Raw genomic sequence first — 22,520 nt, 5'->3', positions numbered from 1 at the left:
ACATCTTGCATATGTATCAGCGGCGTCGGAACGGCTTTGATCTTGATCAGATCGAGGGCTTTTCTGCGACAAAAGCCAGATTGTTCGCAGGCATTGGAACCACTCCGAAAACCCGCAGCCCTGTGCTTTCCAGATAGTTGCTGATCTGGCTGTCGTCCTTGTAGCCTATCTCGGGGTCTCGCCGGGTCAGGTCGGCATGAAAGCGTCGGTCGCCGTCGCTGATCAGCTTGCCCTGGCGCATGAACGGTCCGTAGAGAACGAACCGCCCCCCGGGGCCAAGGGCCAATGCGGCCTCGGACAGAACATTCCGGGCTTCTTTCCAGCTGATCAGATGCAGCAGGTTGATCAGAATGATAAGGGTCTGGTTGCCAAAGTTTTGGTGCCACCCGGGCAGGGTTGCGTCCAGCTCGACGGCGGGAAGGATGTTTGGCAGGCCCTCCGCATAGGCGTCGATGCTGGCCCGGCGGGCGGGATCGATCTCGCTCGGCTGCCAAGTGAGGTCGGGAAAAATACGGGCAAATGCGGCGACGTGTTGGCCCGTACCGCTGGCCAGTTCCAATGCGTTTCCAGTGGCGATGGGCATCTCGGCCAGCAACGCGCACAAGGCTTCCGTATTTCGGCTGGCCGCAGGAGCGATCATCTTGGCGCCGTCACCCTGAGAGGCGACGCTTGCCGTCGGAGGCAGTTTCCGCCCGCCCATCAGCGTAACCGGGTCACGGATAGCGCGGAGACCATCGCGGCATCCAACTCGGGCGCGCGGCCCAGCGCAAGATCAGCAACCAAACGCGACGCGGCCGGTGCGGTTTGAAACCCGTACCCTCCCTGACCGGCAGACCAGACAAAACTTTCATCCGACGGGTCGGGACCCAGAACAAGCGTGCCATCCGGGGCAAAGCTGCGCAGCCCGGCCCAATTGGTCTCGACACGGGTGACCGGGCTGGTCACCATTTCTTCGTACCGGGCCAGGCCCTCGGCCAGCACCATATTGTAGGCATAGGCGTCATGCGGTTCCACCGGGTCGGCCTCGGACGGTGACACCAACAGCTTGCCGGCATCCGGTTTGGCGTACCAGGTCTCACCCGCGCCCAGCATCATCGGCCAATTTTTCACATCATGGCCCCCGGGTGCTGGCAGCCGGGCCATGGAACGGCGGCGCGGCGTGATTCCGATCGGTGCGATCCCGGCCATCCTTGCGACCTCGTCCGCCCACGCACCAGCGGCATTGACGATGGTGCGCGCCTGAAAGACCTCGGCCGCTTCCACCAGCCAATTGCCGTCCTTGCGGATCCGCGTCACTTTTTGGCGGGTCAGTACCGATCCCGCATTGGCGCGAATGGTGCGGGCGAAATCCTGCAGCATGCGGTCGGTGTCGATGTCGTAAGCGCCCTCACTCAGCGCTGCGTATGCAACGGATTCCGGGTTCAGGACCGGAACACGCACCAACGCATCGGCGACCGAAATTTCGGCCATTCCCAGCTCGCTCAGGTCTTTGCGGAACTGGTCGGCCTGATCACTTTTGGCCAGCAGCATCAGCCCGCGCGGGGTCAGATAGTCGTTCGAAAAAAAGAACTCGGCGCTGGCCTTGTTCAGAGCCACGACCGAAGGCGGGCCATAACCTTCTTCGAACAATGCCGCCGATCGCCCCGAGGCGTGATAGCCCAGCGCGTCCTCGGCCTCGAGTACGGTCACCGATCCATGCTCGGACAGACGCGCGCCGGCGCTGAGACCGGCAATGCCGCCGCCGATGATCAGAAAATCAATCACTGGACCTCCTCCAGCCGGTCCGTCGCCGGTGGCGGTGTCTGGCTGAGCCCCGTGATGCGGGCATAGAGCTGGGCCGGAAGGTCGAATGTCAGCGCAGCCAGCGACGGTGCCAGCTGTTCGGCAGATCTGGCCGATATGATCGGCGACGGGGCAAACGGGCTGGCGGCAACCCAAGCGACGGCAAGCGTCGCCGGATCCACGCCGGCCTGATGTCCCAAACGGGCCAGCTCGGCAGCTGTTTCGGCCATCCATTCAGCTCCATAGCGGCTGGCATATCGGTCATCTTCGGACAGCCGACCGGCTGCACCGCCATGGGAGTACTTTCCGGTCAGCAATCCGCCACCCAGCGGCGAGTAGGCAAAAACCGAGATACCTTGATCCGCACACATCGGCAGGATCTCGACCTCGGCCTGTCGCTTGACCAAATTGTACATCGGTTGCAGTGCGTCGATGTTCAGGTCGAAATCCGCGGCGACGCGTACGGCTTTCATCACTTGCCAGGCTGCAAAGTTGGACAAGCCGACATAGCGGATCTTGCCCGCGTCTTTGAGCTGGGCAAAGCACTCCATCGTTTCGGCAAGATCGGTGTCCGGATCGAACCGGTGCAGGTACAGCAGGTCGACCATGTCCTGACCCAGACGTTTGCGGGACATGTCGAACTGCGCACGGATGTTGGCCGCGCCGGCGCCGCCTGTGTAGCCCGCTTTGGTGGCGATCGTCAGTTGCTCGCGCTGAGACGCGATCATCTGGCCCAGCAACGTTTCCGACGCACCGTCGGTATAGACATAAGCTGTATCGAAATGCGTGATGCCGGCCGCGCGACAGGCGTCGAACATGGCCCGGCTTTGTTCGGCATCGGCGCGGCCCCCGAACTGCATCGTGCCAAAAGTGAAACGGCCAATGTCAGTGCCGTCGGGATTGGAAAGCCTGAGTGTCATGAGAGTGCCTGAAATGAGCCCGGCGAACGGGGGACTTTGATCAATTGTCGCCCCAAGTTTTAATCAGGGTTGAATTTGAGCATCAACCCTTCCAAACATTCACAACCAAAAACGCAGGAGGGCAGGGTGACCAGCGCAGACCTACACCCAATGGCCACAGGGCACATTCCGTCATATGTGACCCAGGCGGATGGCAGCGATTTTCTCTTCAATTTCATGGTGATCTTCACGGTTGGTCTGATCCTGCTGATCGGTGTCGCGTATTTTACGTTGCATTCGATCCCCGAGAAGATGGCCCATGAGAACAACCACCCGCAGTTTCAGTTGGTTGGCATCCTGGCGTTGTTGGCCCTGTTTACGCACAACGGGTTATTCTGGGTTGCCGCCATCCTGGTTGCAGGTTTTCAGTTTCCTGACTTTGCTGCGCCCCTGCGCGCGATTGCAGATGCAATTCGGTCGCTGGCACCCGGGGCGTCTCCTCCGCCCGCCGAGCCCGACCCTGAGCCCGCCGCTCCGCAGGAGCACTGACGCATGATCGAAACATTTCTGTGCGCACTGGTTACCGTTCTGCCCGACTTTCTGTTCCGACGCTTCGTTCAGGGAAAACGGATAGGCCACGAAATCACGCTGTTCACCATGTGGTACGAACTGCGCTGGGGGCTGACCGTCTGCGCGATCCTTGCGCTGACGGTGATTACCACGCTGTTCTACTTCCATCCGGCAAGCAAAACGGCGGCGTCCTATTTCCGGACCGTGACGATTCTTCCGCAACTGGGTGGGCGCGTTTCCGAGGTCTATGTCACCAACAACCAGATGGTCACCGCGGGCCAGCCGATCTTTCGTATCGAGGATTTCACCCAGCGCGCGCAGGTCGAAGCCGCACATGCCCAGATTGCTCAGATACAGGCCTCGCTGAAGGTCGCGCAAACGGATCTGGCCGAGGCCGAAGCCGGCATTGCAGGCGCGCAGGCGGCGCTGGCGCAGGCGCTCGAGGATTTGGAGCGCAACACCACCCTGCGCGATCAGGGATCCAGCGCAGTCCGCCTGACCGAGATCGAGCGACTGGAGAACCTTGTCGCCGAGCGCGAGGCAAAGGTTCTGGCCGCACAATCCCAAAAGGCGGCCGTTGTTCAGAAGATCGAAGAACTGATCCCTGCCCAGTTGGCCAGCGCCGAAGCGCAGCTGGATGCCGCTCTGGCCGAATTGGACAAGACGACAATCAGCGCCGGTGTGACGGGCCGGGTCGAGCAGTTCGGGCTGCGGGTCGGCGATTTTGTCAGCCCGCTGATGCGCCCGGCAGGAATTCTGGTTCCGACCGATTCCGGGCGCGACCGGTTTCAGGCGGCTTTCAACCAAATGTCTGCGCAGGTGATCAAACCGGGAATGATCGGAGAGCTAGGCTGTATGACGCGGCCATTCACGGTGATTCCGGTCGTTGTGGTCCAGGTGCAGGATGTGATCCCTTCGGGGCAGATCCGGCCCACTGACGAATTGCGCGACGTTCAACAGAACACAACCCCCGGATCAATCCTCGTGTACCTCGAGCCGCTTTATGAAGGGCTGGCAGACAAGGTTCCCCCGGGCAGCAACTGTCTTGCCAATGTCTACACCGACAATCACGACAGGCTTGAACACGAAGATCTGGGGTTCTGGGAAAGGGCATTCCTGCATGTCGTGGACACGATCGGTGTGGTTCATGCGGCAGGCTTGCGATTGCGTCTGATCCTGATGCCGGTGAACACGCTGGTTCTAAGCGGTCACTGATGGCGGGAACGTGAGTGTTCTCGCGCTATTGTGTCTGGAAATGGTGCCTGTCCCCGGTTAACTGCCGCACATGTTTGATGCGCAAATCCGCCCGATCATCGACCCGGCCCTGAACGCTCAGGGCCGTTTTCTCGCGCGGTTGGGCTTTACGGCAAACCAGGTGACGCTGATTGGGCTGGCTCTTGGTTTGGTCGCAGCGGGCCTGATCGTGGCTGGCGCGACGTACTGGGCGCTGGTGCCGTTACTGCTGTCGCGCCTCGCGGATGGCCTGGACGGTGCTGTTGCGCGTGCCCGGGGTGGCACCGATTTCGGTGGTTATCTGGATATCACCTGCGACTTTCTGTTCTACGGCGCGATCCCGTTCGCATTCATTCTGGCTGACCCGGCCTCCAATGGCGTGGCCGGTGCTTTCCTTCTGCTGTCCTTCTATTTCAACGGCACCAGTTTTCTGGGCTTTTCGCTGCTGGCCGACCGGCACGGTTTGAAGACCGACGCCAGAGGACAGAAGGCCCTGTATTTTTCCGGTGGTTTGCTGGAGGGGGCCGAAACGATCGGTTTCCTTGTTCTTTTGTGTCTGGTGCCAGATGCGTTTGCCGCTTTGGCGTGGATATTCGGCAGCTTGTGTTTCCTGACCGCCACATCCCGGATCGTGTTGGCAGCGCGCAGGTTCGGCAACCGTTCCGGGAACTGAAAAAGCCCGCCGTTTCCGGCGGGCTTTGGGTTTACTGACAGTACATGTCCCGCTTATTGCGGGATGTCGCCTTCCAGCCCTTCGACATAGAAGTTCATGCCGGCCAGAGTGCCGTCATCGGCCACTTCGCCCTCGGCCAGCCAGGCGCTGCCGTCTTGCTTGTTCAGCGGCCCGGTGAACGGGTGATAGCTGCCGTCTGCAATCGCGGCTTTCAGGGCCAGCGCCTCTTCCTTGACGTCGGCCGGAACGGCGTCGGAAATCTCGCCGATTTCAACCATGCCTTCCTTGATGCCGTCCCAGGTGTTCACCGACTCCCAGGTGCCGTCCATCACGGCCTGGGTGCGCGCGATGTAATAGGGCGCCCAGTTGTCGATGATCGAGCTGACGCGCGGCATCGGAGCATATTCGCTCATGTCCGAGGCCTGGCCGAAAGTGATCACGTTTCCGGCTTCTTGTGCGGCCGCCTGCGGTGCGGTCGAGTCCGTGTGCTGCAGGATCACGTCTGCGCCCTGTTCGATCAGAACCTTCGCCGCATCGGCCTCTTTCGCCGGATCGAACCAGGTGTAGGCCCAGACGATCTTGAACTCGACATCCGGGTTCACCTTCTTGGCGTGGATGAAGGCCGAGTTGATGCCGCGGATCACTTCGGGGATCGGGTACGAACCGATGTAACCGATGATGTTCGACTTGGTCATCTTGCCGGCGATATTACCTTGGACAGCGCGACCCTCATAGAAACGCGCCGAGTAGACCGACACGTTGTCGGCGGTCTTGTAGCCCGTGGCGTGTTCGAATTTCACGTCCGGGAATTTCTTGGCCACGTTGATGGTCGGATCCATGTAGCCGAACGAGGTGGTGAAGATCAGGTCCGCACCTTCCAGCGCCATCTGGGTCATGACGCGCTCGGCATCCGGGCCTTCGGGCACCGATTCCACGTACACGGTTTCGACCTTGTCGCCAAAGTGCTTCTCGACGGCCTGGCGGCCCTTGTCGTGTTCATAGGTCCAGCCGCCGTCGCCCACCGGGCCGACATAGACGAAACCGACCTTTGTCTTGTCCTCGGCCACGGCGCCCGTGGCAAGGCCAAGTGCCATGGCGGCGCTTGCCAGAAGTGAAGTGAATTTCATTTAGTTACTCCCCAAGTTGGTACAGTTGGCCCCTAGTGCGAGGCGTGGAAGGTCCGGCCCAGTGAGGCAGGTGCGCTGCTCTTGTCGGCCGAAAGGATCACAAGCACAAGGATCGTGATGATGTAGGGCGACATTGCCAGATACTCGACAGGTATGGCAACGCCCGCTGCCTGCAGATTAAGCTGCAAGACCGTGATTCCGCCAAACAAATAGGCACCCAGCAAGGCACGCCACGGTTTCCAGCTGGCAAACACCACGAGAGCCAGTGCGATCCAGCCGACTCCGGCGGTCATGCCTTCGGTCCACTGAGGGACCCGGATCAGGCTGATATATGCACCGCCAAGCCCTGCACAGGCCCCGCCGAACAGGATCGCCATAATGCGGATCTTGATGACCTTGTAGCCGAGGGCATGCGCCGCATCATGGTTCTCACCCACCGCACGCAGGATCAGCCCGACGCGGGTGTATTTCAGAGTGGCCCATACCGCTGCCGTCAACGCGATCCCGACATAGAGGATCGGATCATGTTGGAACAGGATCGGGCCAATGACCGGAATATCGCTGAGCAGCGGGATATGGATGTCCCCCATGCTGGGCGGTTTGATGCCCACATAGCTTTGGCCCAGAAGTGCACTGAAGCCCAAGCCAAACAGCGTCAGCGCAAGACCGCTGGCCACCTGGTTCGCCAGCGCGAACTGGGTCAGCAGAACGAACAGCAGCGACAGCAGCGCACCGCCGACGGCCGCCGCGACGAAACCCAGCCATGGCGAGCCTGTCTCGACCGAGATCGCAAATCCGCTGATTGCGCCCACGATCATCATGCCTTCGACGCCGAGGTTCAGAACGCCGGCCTTTTCGACGACAAGCTCTCCGATCGCCGCGAGCAGAAGCGGGGTTGCAGCAACCATCAACGAGGCCAGCAAAAGAACGGGATTGATTTCTCCAAAGTCCATGGTCACGCCACCTCGCTACGGGCCGCACGGATGCGGTAGTTGGTCAAAAGATCGAAGGCCAGCAGGAAGAACAGAAGCATTCCCTGGAACACCTGGATGGCCGCAGCGGGCAGCCCCAGCTGGGATTGTGCGATTTCGCCACCGATATAGGTCAGCGCCATCAGGCCGCCGGCCAGCAGGATGCCCACCGGGTGCAGACGGCCCAGAAACGCCACGATGATCGCGGTAAAGCCGTAGCCCACGTTGAAGTCGATGCTGACCACGCCGGACGGGCCCGAGACCTCGAACATACCGGCAAGACCGGCCAGCGCGCCCGACAGCCCCAGGCAAAACAGGATCAGCCGCGGGGGATTCACGCCGGCAAATCGTGCCGCGCGCGGAGCTTCGCCTGTAAGGCGGATGTGAAACCCCAGCATGTGCCGGTTCAGCAGGACATAGGCAAAGATCACCGCGATAAAGGCCGCGACGACGCCCCAGTGCATGCCTGTTCCGGCAAACAGTTCAGCATTGTGGGCGCTTTCATAGGACTGCAGGTTGCGCGAGCCGGGAAACCCGAACCCTTCGGGGTTTTTCAGCAGACCCAGCGACATCGAGGCCAGAAACTGCTCGGCCACGTAAACCAACATCAAGGAAACGAGAATCTCGTTGGTGCCAAACCGAACCTTGAGCAGGGCCGGGATCATCGCCCAGATCCAGCCGCCGAACGCGCCGGCGATCACCATGATGGGAAAGACGTACCACGCATCCAGAGGGTAGAAGGCTAGGCCGGCCGCGGCGCCGAAGATGGCGCCCATGATGTACTGGCCCTCGGCGCCGATATTCCAGATACCGGCGCGGAAGCCCAGCGACAGACCGATGGCGATCAGAACCAACGGTGCGCCCTTCACCAGCAGTTGCGGTCGGTAGTAGAATGAGAATTCTCCGAACAGGGGTTCCCAGAAGATGGTTCCGATCGCTTCCACCGGGTTTTTGCCCAGAATTGCAAACAGCAACCCGCCGAAAACCATGGTCGCCAGCACTGCGACCAGAGGGGTGGCATAAGACCACGCCTTGGACGGCTGTGGCCGTTTCTCCAACACTATCATTTGCTCATCCCCCCAAAGTCTTCGTCTTTTTTGGATTATTGCGCCAGAGGCGGCACCGTAGGCTACACATGGGCCACCTCCATCCCATGCGCGCCGCCCATCATCAGACCGATCTCTTCGACGGTCAGGCCAGTTGTGGGTCGCGGAGCGCTGAGGCGCCCTTCGTTCAAGGCGGCGAAACTGTCGGAAATCTCCATCAGTTCATCCAGATCCTGGCTGATGCAGACCACCGCCGTTCCCTTGGCCGCAAGGTCCAGAATGGCCTGACGGATCGCAGCGGCTGCGGCGGCGTCGACGCCCCAGGTCGGCTGGTTCACGACCAGCACTTCGGGGTTTTGCAGGACTTCCCGGCCGATGACGAATTTCTGCAGGTTGCCGCCCGACAGCGACCGCGCGGCGTTTTCCGGCCCCGGGGTCCGCACGTCGAATGCCTGAATGATCTTCTCCGCAAACACGCGGGTGTCGGCCCATTTCAAAAAACCATTCTTCTCCAGAGACTCGCGCACCGAGCCGGTCAGCAGAGCGTTTTCCGTCAGGCTCATGTCCGGCGCCGCGGCATGTCCCAACCGCTCTTCTGGGGCCGTCAGCACACCCAGTCTGCGCCGGGCCGTCGGGCCCAGTTTGCCGATCGGCTGGCCGTTGAAGCGGATCGCATCCGCGTCCGTCAGGATTTCACCGGACAAAACGCCCAGCAGTTCGTCCTGACCGTTGCCGGCCACGCCGCCGATGCCAAGGACTTCGCCCTTGCGGACGGTCAGGTGCAAGTTCTTCAGCGCGGTCCCGAATTCGGAAGGGGACGGAACCGAAAGCCCGGAAACATCCAGCGCGACGGGTCCGAACTCGCGCCCGGACCGTTCAGGAGTCTGAAGGGCTGATCCCACCATCATTTCTGCCATGTCGCGGGCGGATGTTTCGCTGGGTGTGCATTCACCCACGTTCTTGCCCAGCCGCAGAATGGTGGCGTGGTCGCACAGCGTGCGGATTTCCTCCAGTTTGTGCGAGATGTACAGGATCGAAGTTCCTTCCGACCGCAGTTTTTTCAGTGTTTCGAACAGGATATCTACCTCTTGCGGGGTCAGAACCGAGGTAGGTTCGTCCATGATCAGCAGCTTTGGGTCCTGCAGCAGGCAGCGGATGATCTCAACTCGCTGGCGTTCACCGGCGGACAGGTCACCAACCCGACGATACGGATCCAGCGGCAGGCCATAGGTCTCCGAGACCTCGCGAATACGCGATGCCAGATCACCCATCGGCGGCGGGCTTTCCATGCCCAGGGCGATGTTTTCGGCCACGTTGAGCGCGTCGAACAGCGAAAAATGCTGGAACACCATGGCGATGCCGTCGGCACGGGCCGCACGCGGCTCGGCCGGCGCATAGGGTTGGCCGCGCAACAGCATCGTGCCGCTGTCCGGCTTGACCAGCCCGTAGATCATCTTCACCAGCGTGGATTTTCCCGCGCCGTTTTCGCCCAGGAGGGCGTGAACTTCGCCCTCACCGATGTCAAAGGACACGTGGTCGTTGGCCACGACGCCGGGATAGGCCTTGGTCAGCCCCTGCAAGCTCAGTAGTGGAGTGGTCACGCGCTCTGGTCCTTCTTCAAGTCGTTCTGTCGGGCGGGGCGCAGAATTTGCGCTGCCACACCAACTGCGATCATCTGCGGGTGCTTGCCCAACGATGGGTCACCGATCGGGCAGGTGATCCGGGCGATCTGAGCCGGTGAGTGACCCAGCGCAGCCAGGCGCGAACGGAATCGCGCCCATTTCGTAGCCGAGCCGATCAGCCCGGCAAAGTGAAAACCGTGCGTCAATAGCCGGTTGCACAGTTCCAGATCCAGATTGTGTGAATAAGTCAGCACCAAGTGCTCGGCTTGGACCGGTGCGTGGCGCACGAGGTCGGCCGGGTTCGCTGCCGGAACCACGGTTACACCTGCTGGGATGTCAGCTGGAAACCGGTCGGCGGCGGTGTCCACCCAGGTGATGGCAAGATCGGGGAGAGGCGACAGCACATCCACAAGCGCCCGTCCGACATGACCGGCCCCCCAGATCCACAATTGGCGGGTCGGTGTGTGCACCGGCTCGATCATCCAGCCGTCAAGCAATTGTGGGTCAGGCGCGATACCCTGTGCGCGTGCGGTTGCCAGCAGCCGCTTGACCGACAATGGCATGTCACCACCGGCAGTCGGGCGTGCGATGACGGTATCGTCCAGGGCCTCGATGGATTTCAGGTCATAGACCTCGCTCAGCAGCGTTACGGCACCGCCACAGCATTGCCCGAGGTCGGGACCCAGCGCATGGCGGGACAGGCAGGTTGGGCTTTGCTGGACCCGGGCGGCCTCAGTCGCCTGATACTCCAGCGTGCCGCCCCCGATCGTGCCGGATTGCCCGCCCTTCCAGACCAGCATCGCGGCGCCGACCTCGCGCGGGGACGAGCCTCGGATTGCGGCAATGACCACGCGGGTCACCTTGCCATGCGTCTTGACCGCCTCCCTCAAAGTCTCCCGGTCAAATCCCATCAGGTACCTCCACGCATGCGTTGAATGGCGGTCCAGACCTCTTCGGCGGTGGCCGGGGCATTGATCGCAGGATACCCGTCGCCGCAGGCCGCAACCGCGTTCGACAACGCCAGCCAGGCCGAGATGCCCAGCATGAAAGGCGGCTCGCCCACTGCTTTTGAGCGATAGATGGTGTCTTCGCGGTTCTGACCATCCCAAAGCGCAACGTTGAACACACCCGGTCGGTCCGAACAGGCGGGGATCTTGTAGGTCGATGGCGCATGGGTGCGCAGCCGGCCTTTGTCGTCCCAGACCAGTTCCTCGGTCGTCAGCCAGCCCGCACCTTGCACATAGCCGCCCTCGACCTGCCCGATATCCAGCGCAGGGTTCAGCGAAGCACCCGCATCATGCAGGATATCCGTCCGAAGGATGCGGTTCTCGCCGGTCAGAGTGTCTACGGCGACTTCGGTCACCGAAGCTCCATAGGCGAAATAGAAGAACGGGCGCCCGCGTCCGGCGATCCGGTCCCACTCGATCTTGGGGGTCTTGTAGAACCCGGTTGCCGACAGGCTGACACGCCCCTGATAGGCCAGCGCCGCGGCTTCGGCAAAGCTGTAGCTTTCCTCGCCCACACTGACCCGGCCATCGGCAAAGACGACCGCCGATGGATCGGTCTGATGCCGCTCGGCCAGATAGGCGGCCATCCGGTCGCGGATCGTGTCGCAGGCGGCCTTGACCGCCATCCCGTTCAGATCGCTGCCGGACGAGGCCGCCGTGGCCGAGGTGTTGGGCACTTTGGCGGTATCGGTCGCGGTGATCTTCACCATCTCCAGCGGAATGCCGAACCGCGCGGCCGCCACCTGCGCCACTTTCTGGAACAGGCCCTGACCCATCTCGGTGCCGCCATGGTTCAGGTGGACCGAGCCGTCCTGATAGACATGCACCAGCGCCCCGGCCTGATTCAGATGGGTCAGCGTGAAGGAAATCCCGAACTTGACCGGTGAAAAGGCGATGCCCTTCTTGATCACGCGGTTTTCGGCATTCCACTTCTCGACCGCCGCCTTGCGGGTTGCGTAATCGCAGGACTCCAGCAAGGCTTCGGTCATGGGATGCAGCTCGAAATCGGTGACTTCCATACCGTAGGGGGTGGTGTTCCCACCCGCGGGCACGGGGCGCACCACCGAGCGGCCGGTTTCGATCGCGCCGCGGCTGGTCAGGTCTTCATGCGGATCCGGGTGGCCCAGCGGCTTGTCCTGCACCGGTTCTTCAACACCTGCATGTGCAGGTTCATAGTAGTTCCGCCGCCGCAGCTCGACCGGGTCCAGCCCCAGCACATGCGCCGCGTGATCCATCACCCGCTCGATCCCCACCATGCCCTGCGGTCCACCAAAGCCGCGATAGGCCGTGGCCGATTGCGTGTTGGTCTTCAGCCGATGGCTCTCGATCCGCGCGTTGGGCAGAAGGTACGCATTGTCGGAATGCAGCATCGCGCGGTCGGCGACCGGCAGCGACAGGTCCTGCGCCCAACCGCAGATGGCGTAGTGCAGGAAGGAAACACCCTGAATGTGGCCGTTTTCGTCAAAGCCGGCTTTGTAGCTGATGCGGAAGGCGTGGCGCTTGCCGGTGATGACCATGTCATCATCCCGGTCATAGCGCATTTTGCAGGCTCGACCGGTTGCCCGTGCCGCAACTGCGCAGGCTACGGCCAGCGCGTTACCCTGGCTTTCCTTGCCACCGAACCCGCCGCCCATCCGCCGGGTTTCGACCCGTACCGCGTGCATGGGAACGCCCAAAGCGTCGGCCACCTTGTGTTGAATCTCGGTCGGGTGCTGGGTCGAGGAATGCACCAGCATGTCGCTGCCTTCATTCGGCACCGCCAACGCGGCCTGACCTTCCAGATAGAAATGCTCCTGCCCGCCGATCTCGAACGTGCCTTCGATCACATGCGACGCCTGCGCGATGGCGGCTTCCGCATCGCCCTTGGCATAGATGCGGGGGCCGTCCTCGAACCGGCTGTCTGCGGCCAGAGCCTCTTCGATCGTCAGGATCGGCGTTTCCTCGGTATAGTCGATCCTGCCCAGCCGGGCGGCCTTGCGCGCCGCCAAGTGGCTGGTGGCCACGACCAGAAACACGGGCTGGCCCACATAGTTCACCGTCCCGTCCGCCAGCAGCGGCTCGTCATGGATCGAGGGCGAGACGTCATTGGCAAAGGGCAGGTCCTCGGCGGTCATCACCATCACGACCCCCGGGGCCGCGCGGACATCTGACAGGTCCATCGCCGTGATCCGGCCCTTGGCGATCGGGCTCAGGCCGAACGCCAGATGCAAAGTGCCCTTGGGCGTCGGAATGTCGTCAACATAACGGGCGGCGCCGGACACATGCAGGGGTGCGGCGTCATGGGGCAGCGGCTTGGTCACGCTCATGCCGACACCTCCAGCACATTGGTCAGCTCGCCCTGATCTTCTAGGAAATAGCGTTCGAGCATGGCCTTTGCGGTCTCCAGCCGGTAGCGGGCCGAGGCACGCATGTCGCTCATCGGGGAATAGTCCTCGGCAAAGGCCGGCAAAGCGCTTTGAACGGTTTCCGCCGTCCACGGGCGACCGGTCAGCGCGGCCTCAACCCGAGTCGCGCGTTTAGGCACACCGGCCATTCCGCCAAAGGCGATCCGGGCTTGCGAGACGACGCCGTCAGAAACGGTAATGTTGAAACAGCCGCATACGGCCGAGATATCCTGATCGAACCGTTTGCTCAGCTTGTAGCATTTCAGCCGGTCGGGTTGACGCAGAAAGCTGACCGCTTCCACGAACTCGCCGGGCGCGCGATCCTGCTTTCCATAGTCGATGAAGAAATCTTCGATAGGGATCGACCGGCGCTCGTCGCCCTTGCGCAGGTGCAGCGTGGCCCCCAGCGCGATCAGCGCGGGCGGGTTGTCCCCGATGGGCGAGCCGTTCGCGATATTGCCGCCCACCGTAGCCGCGTGGCGCACCTGCACGCTGGCATAGCGCCGGATCGTCTCGGCATAGGACGGATGCAGATCGGCCATCGCCGCGCCCATGCGGTTCATGTCCACCATCGCGCCGATGCGCACCTCGTCTTCGGTGATCGAGATCTCCTTCAGATCGTCGCAGCCGCCCAGAAAGATCACCGGGTCAAGGTTCCGCAGCTGCTTGGTGACCCAAAGGCCGACATCGGTGGCACCCGCGATCAAAGTTGCACCGGGATGGGCGGCAAAGACCTTGGCCAGTTCGTCGGAGGACTTCGGCAGAAGGGGTGAGGCCGGCTTGGCTGCAACCGGCTTGTCCTTGACCCAGACCGGCACCGGCTGGTCTTCAACGGCTTTTGCCGCGCGGATGATCGGCGCATAGCCGGTGCAGCGGCACAGGTTGCCGGCCAGTTGCGTGTCATGATCCGTCGTGCCGTTGGCGTGGCTGGCCACCATCGACATCACGAAACCGGGCGTGCAGAATCCACATTGCGAGCCATGAAGGTCCACCATCGCCTGCTGCACGGGATGGGGCTCGCCGTCGGGCCCGCTCGCCCCCTCGACCGTGCGCACTGCCTTGCCGTGCAGTTGAGGCAGAAAAAGAATGCAGGAATTCAGCGCCTTGGAGCCGGCCTCATCCGTCACCATGACGGTGCAGGCCCCGCAATCGCCCTCGTTGCAGCCTTCCTTCGTGCCGGTCAGACCGCGATCCTCGCGCAGCCAATCCAGCAATGTGGCCGTCGGATCGACATCCGCCAGCTCCACTGTCTCTCCGTTCAGAAGAAACGTGATGTTCATTCTTGAAACCCGTCGCCTTACCCGGTTGCGCCCATGGGTGCTCCTGTCTCGATGCGACGTAGAGAAAGAAGCGGGCTTGTAGCTTGCCTGAAGATGTTAGAAACAGCCTGTGCGCGCTGGCAAGAAAAACTGCCTGCCGAATGTACCATTCCCGATCCCATGCCTTGATATGCACCACGTCATTATTATCTAGGCATCTGAATTGAAAGAGATTTTGGTGTAACTCCGGCGGCGTCGACTGAAGCACCTTCTGGAATCTCCGAATAATGCGCGACTATTTTTTCAGCAATCAGCCCTAACTGTTCCGGCTTTTTCCCGGGTCGCGAGTGCGATAGCCTGCCTCGTATGAGCAGTACTCCTCGATTCATCCACCTCCGAGTTCACACCGAATACTCCCTTCTTGAGGGGGCGGTGCGCCTGAAGAAACTGCCAACGCTGTGCGAGCAGATGGACATGCCCGCAGTTGCGGTGACAGACACCAACAACATGTTCGCGGCGCTGGAATTCTCGGTCACCGCAAGCGGTGCGGGTGTGCAGCCGATCATGGGCTGCCAGGTTGATCTGGCGTATGTTCAGGCGCAGCCGGGGGAAAAACCCAAGCCCCCTGCGCCGATTGTACTGCTGGCACAGTCTGAGACGGGGTACGAGCATCTGATGAAGCTCAGCTCGTGCCTGTATGTGGACAAGGGCGGGCAGTTGCCGCAGGTCACGCTTGAGGAGTTGGCTGCGCATTCCGATGGGCTGGTCTGCTTGACCGGCGGACCGGACGGCCCCGTTGGCCGCCTGTTGCAGCAGGGCCAGCGTCCGGCGGCCGAGTTGCTGGTAGATCGGTTGGCCGCGATGTTCCCCGATCGGCTTTATATCGAACTGCAACGTCATCCCGGCGAGGATGGCCAGCCCGAGGCCGAGCGCCTGACCGAGCGCGGCCATGTGGAAATGGCCTATGCCAAGAACCTGCCTCTGGTGGCCACGAATGACGTCTATTTCCCGACCTCGGATATGTATGAGGCGCATGATGCGCTGATCTGCATTGCCGAGGGTGCCTATGTCGACCAGCAGGAAGGTCGTCGCCGCCTGACCGCGCAGCATTACTTCAAATCGCCGCAGGAAATGGCCACGCTCTTTGCCGATCTGCCCGAAGCGATCGAAAACACGGTCGAGATTGCCAAACGTTGCGCCTTCATGGCCTACAAACGGGATCCGATCCTGCCGAAATTCGCCGATGACGAGGTCGAGGAGCTGCGCCGCCAGGCCAACGAGGGTCTGCAGGCCCGACTGGCGGTGATCCCGCACGCTGTCCCACCCGAGGAATACCAGAAGCGTCTGGATTTCGAATTGGACATCATCGAGGGCATGGGGTTCCCCGGTTACTTCCTGATCGTTGCGGACTTCATCAAATGGGCCAAGGATCATGACATCCCCGTCGGTCCGGGCCGTGGCTCGGGCGCGGGTTCGCTGGTGGCCTATGCGCTGACGATTACCGACCTTGACCCGTTGCGTTACAGCCTGCTGTTCGAACGCTTCCTGAACCCCGAACGGGTGTCGATGCCCGACTTTGACATCGACTTCTGCATGGACCGCCGCGAAGAGGTGATCCGGTATGTTCAGCAGAAATACGGCCGCGACAAGGTTGGCCAGATCATCACCTTCGGCGCGCTCTTGTCCAAGGCCGCGGTGCGCGACATCGGGCGGGTGCTGCAGATGCCTTACGGCCAGGTGGATCGCCTGTCCAAGATGATCCCGGTCGAAGGCGTCAAGCCGGTGTCGATCGAGAAGGCCCTGAAAGACGAACCGCGTCTGCGCGAAGAAGCCCGCAACGAAGAGGTGGTCGACCGCCTTCTGACTTACGGCCAGCAGGTCGAGGGGCTGCTGCGCAACGCTTCGACCCACGCCGCCGGCGTGGTGATCGGCGACCGGCCGCTGGACGAGCTGGTGCCGCTCTATCAGGACCCCCGCTCGGACATGCCTGCCACCCAGTTCAATATGAAGTGGGTCGAACAGGCCGGCCTGGTGAAATTCGACTTTCTGGGCCTCAAGACTCTGACGGTCATCCAGAACGCCATGGACCTGATCTTCAAGTCCGGACGGCCATTGCACGTGGCGGCCGACGGTCGGCAGCTTTATGAGCCGGCCGAGGGGGCCGAGAACCAGATCAACGCCATCCCGCTGGATGACCCGGCCACCTACAAGCTCTATTCCGCGGCCAAGACCGTGGCGGTGTTCCAGGTTGAAAGCTCGGGCATGATGGATGCGCTCAAGCGCATGAAACCCACCTGCATCGAGGACATCGTGGCGCTGGTCGCGCTCTACCGTCCCGGCCCGATGGAGAACATCCCGACCTATTGCGAGGTCAAGAATGGCCAGCGCAAGATCACCTCGGTCCACCCGCTGATCGACCACATTCTGGAAGAAACGCAAGGCATCATCGTCTACCAGGAGCAGGTGATGCAGATCGCGCAGGTCATGGCGGGCTACAGCCTCGGCGGCGCCGACCTGCTGCGCCGCGCGATGGGTAAAAAAATCAAAGAGGCGATGGACGCCGAGCGCCCGAAATTCGAGGCCGGGGCAGCCGCGAACGGGGTAGATGCCAAGAAGGCGTCCGAGGTGTTCGACCTGCTGGAGAAATTCGCCAACTACGGCTTCAACAAATCTCACGCGGCGGCCTACGCGGTGGTCAGCTATCAGACCGGCTGGCTGAAGGCGAACCACCCGGTCGAATTCATGGCCGGTGTCATGAACTGCGATATCCATCTGACCGACAAGCTGGCGATCTATTTCGAAGAGGTCCGCAAGGGTTTGGAACTGCCCTACGTGCCGCCTTGCATAAACCGGTCGCAGGCAACGTTTGATGTGGTGGATGGCAAGCTGGTCTATGCGCTGGGCGCGCTCAAGAACGTGGGCGTCGAGGCGATGAACCTCGTGGTGCAGGGCAGGGGCGACAAGCCTTTCGTCAACCTCTTTGACTTCGCCCGCAGGGTCGAACTGAAGAAGGTCGGCAAGCGCCCGCTCGAGATGTTGGCGCGCGCGGGGGCCTTCGACCAGTTGGACAAGAACCGTCGCCGGGTTTTTGAAAGCCTCGAACAGCTGGTGCAATATTCGGCGGCGATCCACGAACAGAAGAACTCGAACCAGGTGTCGCTTTTCGGCGAGGCGGGCGACGACCTGCCCGAACCGCGCCTGTCGAAATCGCCCGACTGGCTGCCCGCCGAACGGCTGAGCGAGGAATTCAAGGCGATCGGCTTCTACCTCTCCGGGCACCCGCTGGACGACTATATGCCCGCGCTCAAGCGCAAGCAGGTGATGACGCTGGACGAGGTTACCGAAAAGGCACGCTCGGGTCCGTTGATCGCCAAGATGGCCGGTGTGGTCGCCGGGCGACAGGAACGGAAATCGGCCAAAGGCAACCGGTTCGCCTTTGCACAGCTGTCCGACCCGACGGGGGCGTACGAGGTGACGCTGTTCTCGGAAACCCTAGAGAAATCACGCGAATATCTGGAAACCGGCGCGCAGGTCGTGCTGACGGCCGAAGCCACGATGGAGGCTGACCAGCTGAAGCTGCTGGCGCGCTCGGTCGGGCCGGCGGATTCAGTCGTGGCCGAGGCCGGCGCGACCGGGCTTCGTATCTTTTTGGACCAATCACAGGCGCTGTCGACGGTCGCCAGCGTTCTTGCGGATGCTGCGGGGGCGGCCAAAAACGCCTCGAAAGGGCCGATCCATTTGTGTCTGCTGGATCCGGGCTTGCCGGGAGAGGTCGAGATGGACCTGGGGCAGGAATTCCCGATCAATCCCCAGATCAAGGGTGCCATCAAATCACTGGATGGGGTCTTGTCCGTCGAAGAGGTCTAGGGTGGCGGTCCCGCCCAACCCTAGTAGTCACGCTCGAAGAAAATCCCGATGCCGGTATCGCCGCGCCCATCTACGGTGCCGCGCACCGTCACGCTGTCGCTGACGTCCAGGTTCAGGTTCACCTCGGTGTCGCCTTCGGTGTTCACGGTGAAATCGGTGTACAGGTTGTCGCTCAGATAAGCGCCGGCGCCCAGACGCCCGCCGCCGCCCTCGGTCGCGCCGACGTCGACGGTATCTACGCCCGTGGCGTCCCGAACGCCCTTGGTGGCATCGCCACCGGCACCGCTCAGTTGGGCCAGCGACGCGGCCATCTGGGCGATGACAAACGGGGACAGTTCGGAAAAGCGGTTGCCGAACAGCAGCATGGCCAGCGCCTCTTCGGCGGGGCGTTCGGGGTCCGAGAACACATCGACTGTCGGAGAATCCAGAGGGCCCGCGATTTCCAACGTTGCGGTTCCATCCGAAGTGCTGGCCGAGGATTCGAACTCGATATACGGCGTCAGGTCGCCCTGCAGGCTGACCACGCCCTTGGTCAGCGCCAGCCTCCGGCCAAGGATGTCCAGATTACCGCGGATCAGTTCGATCTGGCCCGATGGGATGACGGATTTGGTGGTGCCCTTGATGAAGATCGCACCGCCCAATTCAGCATTCACACCGCGGCCCCGTACGAAAACCGCCTTGGGGGCCAACAGGCTGATGTCGAGAGAGATGCGAGAGTCCGATTGTGACGTTTTCTCGTTTTCTACCAGCTGCGCCCGTTCCCGAGTGACGTAGCTGGCATTGCTTTCGTTCACGTGTTCGATCTTGGGGATCGGCGCGGCCCCCACCGCGCCAGATGCCGCGGCCAGGTTGATATTGGTCTCGCCAAACGTGATCTGCCCGGCCAGCGAACTGTTCCCTGCCAGGGCGCCCGTCATAGCGACTTGGCCGTTCAACGTGGTCTCGTACAGAAGATTGTCGGTCAGGACGAGATTGTTGATTGCAGTTGTGATCTGCGCGTTGAACGGCGGTGTCAGGTCGACCGGGCCACTGACCGTAAATCCGCCTCCGGCGCGCATGCCGCCGCGCATCGAAATCGTTGCGCGGCTGTTGGCAAGGTCTACCGTTCCACCGATATCGGTGATGGTCTGCCCAACGCTGGGGATCGCCATCGACGTCCCTGAGGTGGTGATCTGACCACTCAGCGAATCCAGCGCCGGCTTGCCCTTCAACGCCAGGTCGAACCGGGCCGATCCGTCGATCTTGTTGGGCGTGATGAAGATGTTTGCAATGCCCAGATTGACGCCGCCCTGTGCAGAAATGTCGGCATTGCCCGAGGCTTCGTCGTAGGTTCCTTTGACGGCACTGCTGATCTCGGCCGGTCCGGCGGCATTGGCATCAATGGTCCACACGCCGTTCTGGCGCGTTGCATTGCCTTTCGCCGTCAAGCTGCCCGGAAATTCGGGCGCAAAACGTTCGACCCGATCGAACTTGGCGTCAAAGTCCAGGTCGGCCGAGCCATCCGTATTCACGCTGCCTACCAGATTGGCGTAGGACGTCTCCGGGCCGGTCACTCTGACCGTGCCCTCGACCCCGCTGGATGTGGGGGCCACATTCCCGTTCACCTTCAGCGGTCCTGTCAGGGTCTGTGAAACCCGGGCGAGGTCGTCCAACGCGGCGGAGAAGCTCAGCCCGCCGCTTTCGCGGCTCAAGATGCCGGATGCGTTGGCGGACAAGGCGGTCCCTGCAAGCCGGAAGTTGCGAATGTTCAACCCTTCGTCGCCGTTCGATGCGTCGACTGTCAGCGTCGTCTGTCCGGGGATCAGCGCATCCACGGCATCGATTCCGGTCAAGATGTCCTCTGCATTGATTTTGCCCTGCACGTCGAAGACTTTGCTGCCACGGGCCCCTCGACCGGTCACATCCGCCGTGACCGCGCCCGCCAACGTACGGCCTGCCAGTCCGGAAAAGACGGACAGGTCGGGGGCATTGACCTGCGCCTGACCGTCAAAGGCCAGGTTTCCGGTCGGATCGTCGATGGTTGCCGCGACTTGGGCACTCAGCGTGGCTGCGTCAACGGTCGCCTTGCGGATTTCGATCCGGTCACCGGTGCGGGCCCCGTCGAAGTTCAGGACAACGCGGCCGGTCACAAGCGGATCCACCTGATCCAGCCCGGTTTGCAGGTCTGTAGTCGTCACCTGCGCAGTGCCATCAAACTCAAGGGTCTGCACGGTGCCTTTGCCATCCACCTGGGCCTGAACGGCCCCCGCAAGGTCGCGCTTGGCGAGGCCGGAGAATACAGAGAGGTCCGAGGCATTCACCCGGGCCTGGCCGTCGATGGTCAGATTGCCGTTCGGAGTGGTGACCGCGCCATCCGCCTGTGCGTTCAGCGTTTCGCCGTCGATGGTGAAAGCGCGGATCAGGATGCCGTTTGCATCCCGCTTGGCGTCCAGCGTGATGTCCGTCTCGCCCGCGATGATGGGGTCGATGTCGTCCCGACCAGTGGACAGGTTTTGTCCGGAAACGGCCAGCTTGCCGTCAAAACTGCCCTCCAACGGCGAGCCCGCCCCCTCGACCCGGACCGATGCCCGGCCGCCCAGATCCAATTTGGCGACCTCAGAGAAACGAGACAGATCGGACGCCTGCACCGTTGCCGATCCGTCAATCTTCAGACCGCTTTCAAGCCCGCTGACGACGGCATCGGCGGTCGCTGAATAGTCGGTTCCCCCAAGTTCGAAACCCGATAGTCGGAGCGATTTGTCCCGTCCGTATTCGAACAGGCCATCCAGGGTAATGCGATCGCCCACCGCTGTGTTCAGAGCAGGGTCAGCCAAGTCCAAACCATCCAGAGAGGCTTGAAGGTCTCCGGTCAGGTCCAGACCGCCGATCTGAGTCAGGGTGCCCTGTGCGGTCAACCGCGTGTGCGCAATCTGGACTTGGGGTGTGACAACGTTGTCGGTCGTCAGGCTCAGGTCCCAATGATTGCCGTTCTCGTGGTCGAACAGGGCAGAGAGCTGTGCGGCCTTGACGGATGTGTCTCCTCCACCGAATGGCAGGACCACGTCGTCCCCAGCCGGTGGCGAGATCCGTGCCTGGACGGCTGCCAGTTGCAGCGCTCCGCCTGTTCCAAGGCTGAGCTGCGCTTCCAGTTTCAAAGCTTCGGACGTGATGTCCGCCTCGGTAATCTCCAGCGCACCTTCGGCTCCGGTACGGCCATCGACATACAGGCGTGTATCCGTACCGAAGAAGGTATCCATGTTGGCGGCCAGAAATGGGGTCAGGTCGCCGCCCAGGTCGGCGGTAAAGGCAATGCCTTCGTCTGCCGCCCCTTCGGTCTTCTCGATCCCGCGCAGACGCACCTGGCCCGAGACATGGTCGACATTGTCACTGCTCAGCCCGATATCCGCCGTGAAGTCGGTGATCGGACCGGACCCTTTGGCCGTCAGGCCGATGGGCGGGCTGTCCGGTATATTCAATGCGGTCGAAATCAGCCCACCTGACGCCTCGGAGACGGTCAAGTCCAGGTCGATTTGCCGGCTTTCGTTCTGGAAACCGGCCACAAGATTTATCTGATCGCCGGCCCGGTCCAACCGGTTGATGTCCAGCTTGGTGTCCAGCGCGCCATCGGCCAGATTCAGGTTTCCGTCCACTGAAAGGTCTGCTGCAACGCCGATCAGCGGTTCGCCCAGAGACAACTCGTCAATGCGCAGTTCACCGATCTCGATCGCCACGGGCAGTTCGGGCAGTTGAAAGGGTTTGGTCTCGGCGGTGGCGGCCGGTTCGTCCGTGGTGGTCTTGCCGGGCGCGCGTGCGATGTCGATTTCTTCGGCGGTCAGGGCGTTCACGGAAAACCGGCCGCGGATCAGGGCCAGCCGGTTCCAATCCAGCTCGGCGTTCTTGATGGTCAGCCAGACCCCTTCGTCGTCGGCCACCGTGATCTCCTGGATGCGTGCGCGAGAGCTCAGCGCGCCCTCCAGCCCGATGACCCGGATATTGCGGTTGTCCCCGGATAACGTGTTCTGCAGGAAATCGGTCAGCAGACCGCCGCTCTCTTCTTCTTGCGCGGCCACGGGGCCCGAAAGGGCAAAGGCGGTTGCCCCG

General features: G+C 62.0%; 15 protein-coding genes. 4 read left to right on the top strand and 11 right to left on the bottom strand.

The genetic code is table 11. The features are described 5' to 3' along the window. Positions 1-46: 46 nt before the first annotated feature. Genes GOW72_RS09845 through GOW72_RS09835 form a run of 3 tightly spaced genes read right to left on the bottom strand, consistent with a single transcriptional unit; the run spans position 47 to position 2,702 of the window. Positions 47-700, bottom strand: a complete 654-nt coding sequence (locus tag GOW72_RS09845; protein ID WP_170366703.1) for a DUF938 domain-containing protein — start codon at positions 698-700, stop codon at positions 47-49. Further along, the gene (locus GOW72_RS09840; protein WP_170366702.1) at positions 700-1,764 is read right to left on the bottom strand and encodes an FAD-dependent oxidoreductase; all 1,065 of its coding nucleotides are present in this window, start codon (positions 1,762-1,764) and stop codon (positions 700-702) included. Before GOW72_RS09840 ends, GOW72_RS09845 begins: the two co-directional genes overlap by 1 nt. Beyond that, positions 1,761-2,702 carry an aldo/keto reductase gene (locus GOW72_RS09835; RefSeq protein ID WP_170366701.1) on the bottom strand — a complete coding sequence of 314 codons (942 nt, stop codon included), beginning with the start codon at positions 2,700-2,702 and terminating at the stop codon, positions 1,761-1,763. The genes GOW72_RS09840 and GOW72_RS09835 overlap by 4 nt, the downstream gene beginning before the upstream one ends. Positions 2,703-2,852: 150 nt before the next feature. On the opposite strand from GOW72_RS09835, the gene GOW72_RS09830 reads away from it, so the two are divergent. The 3 genes from GOW72_RS09830 (at position 2,853) to GOW72_RS09820 (ending at position 5,157) form a co-directional block, all read left to right on the top strand. Further along, positions 2,853-3,230: a hypothetical protein gene (locus GOW72_RS09830; protein WP_170366785.1), complete on the top strand. Its 378-nt coding sequence runs from the start codon at positions 2,853-2,855 to the stop codon at positions 3,228-3,230. 3 nt (positions 3,231-3,233) lie between these two features. After that, a complete protein-coding gene (locus GOW72_RS09825; RefSeq protein WP_170366700.1) occupies positions 3,234-4,466 on the top strand; it encodes an HlyD family secretion protein in 1,233 nt (410 codons plus the stop codon). A gap of 70 nt (positions 4,467-4,536) precedes the next feature. Then, complete coding sequence (locus GOW72_RS09820; protein WP_170366699.1) at positions 4,537-5,157, top strand: CDP-alcohol phosphatidyltransferase family protein; 621 nt, start codon at positions 4,537-4,539, stop codon at positions 5,155-5,157. A gap of 53 nt (positions 5,158-5,210) precedes the next feature. Here GOW72_RS09820 and GOW72_RS09815 read toward each other — a convergent pair whose 3' ends face one another. The 7 genes from GOW72_RS09815 to xdhA form a co-directional block, all read right to left on the bottom strand. Next, positions 5,211-6,284 carry a BMP family ABC transporter substrate-binding protein gene (locus tag GOW72_RS09815; protein WP_170366698.1) on the bottom strand — a complete coding sequence of 358 codons (1,074 nt, stop codon included), beginning with the start codon at positions 6,282-6,284 and terminating at the stop codon, positions 5,211-5,213. 32 nt (positions 6,285-6,316) lie between these two features. Beyond that, positions 6,317-7,237 carry an ABC transporter permease gene (locus tag GOW72_RS09810; RefSeq protein ID WP_170366697.1) on the bottom strand — a complete coding sequence of 307 codons (921 nt, stop codon included), beginning with the start codon at positions 7,235-7,237 and terminating at the stop codon, positions 6,317-6,319. Positions 7,238-7,239: 2 nt separating this feature from the next. Next, entirely contained in the window at positions 7,240-8,322 is a 1,083-nt protein-coding gene (locus tag GOW72_RS09805) for an ABC transporter permease (protein ID WP_170337792.1), read from the bottom strand. A 62-nt stretch (positions 8,323-8,384) separates the two neighbouring features. Next, entirely contained in the window at positions 8,385-9,902 is a 1,518-nt protein-coding gene (locus tag GOW72_RS09800) for an ATP-binding cassette domain-containing protein (RefSeq protein WP_170366696.1), read from the bottom strand. Then, positions 9,899-10,834: a xanthine dehydrogenase accessory protein XdhC gene (gene xdhC, locus GOW72_RS09795; RefSeq protein ID WP_170366695.1), complete on the bottom strand. Its 936-nt coding sequence runs from the start codon at positions 10,832-10,834 to the stop codon at positions 9,899-9,901. Before xdhC ends, GOW72_RS09800 begins: the two co-directional genes overlap by 4 nt. Beyond that, complete coding sequence (xdhB, locus tag GOW72_RS09790; protein WP_170366694.1) at positions 10,834-13,236, bottom strand: xanthine dehydrogenase molybdopterin binding subunit; 2,403 nt, start codon at positions 13,234-13,236, stop codon at positions 10,834-10,836. Before xdhB ends, xdhC begins: the two co-directional genes overlap by 1 nt. Beyond that, the gene (gene xdhA / locus GOW72_RS09785) at positions 13,233-14,594 is read right to left on the bottom strand and encodes a xanthine dehydrogenase small subunit (protein WP_170366693.1); all 1,362 of its coding nucleotides are present in this window, start codon (positions 14,592-14,594) and stop codon (positions 13,233-13,235) included. The genes xdhB and xdhA overlap by 4 nt, the downstream gene beginning before the upstream one ends. 345 nt (positions 14,595-14,939) lie before the next feature. On the opposite strand from xdhA, the gene dnaE reads away from it, so the two are divergent. After that, positions 14,940-18,440, top strand: coding sequence for a DNA polymerase III subunit alpha (gene dnaE, locus GOW72_RS09780; RefSeq protein ID WP_170366692.1), 3,501 nt, complete (start codon positions 14,940-14,942; stop codon positions 18,438-18,440). A 20-nt stretch (positions 18,441-18,460) separates the two neighbouring features. On the opposite strand, the gene GOW72_RS09775 is transcribed toward dnaE, so the two are convergent. Continuing rightward, positions 18,461-22,489 (bottom strand): translocation/assembly module TamB domain-containing protein, encoded by a 4,029-nt coding sequence (locus GOW72_RS09775; protein ID WP_342355367.1) that lies wholly within the window; start codon positions 22,487-22,489, stop codon positions 18,461-18,463. Positions 22,490-22,520 lie beyond the last annotated feature (31 nt).

The organism is Ruegeria arenilitoris, from assembly GCF_013032855.1.
In the GTDB taxonomy this organism is placed as follows: domain Bacteria; phylum Pseudomonadota; class Alphaproteobacteria; order Rhodobacterales; family Rhodobacteraceae; genus Ruegeria; species Ruegeria arenilitoris.
This window is presented reverse-complemented; position numbering and strand designations above follow the sequence as displayed.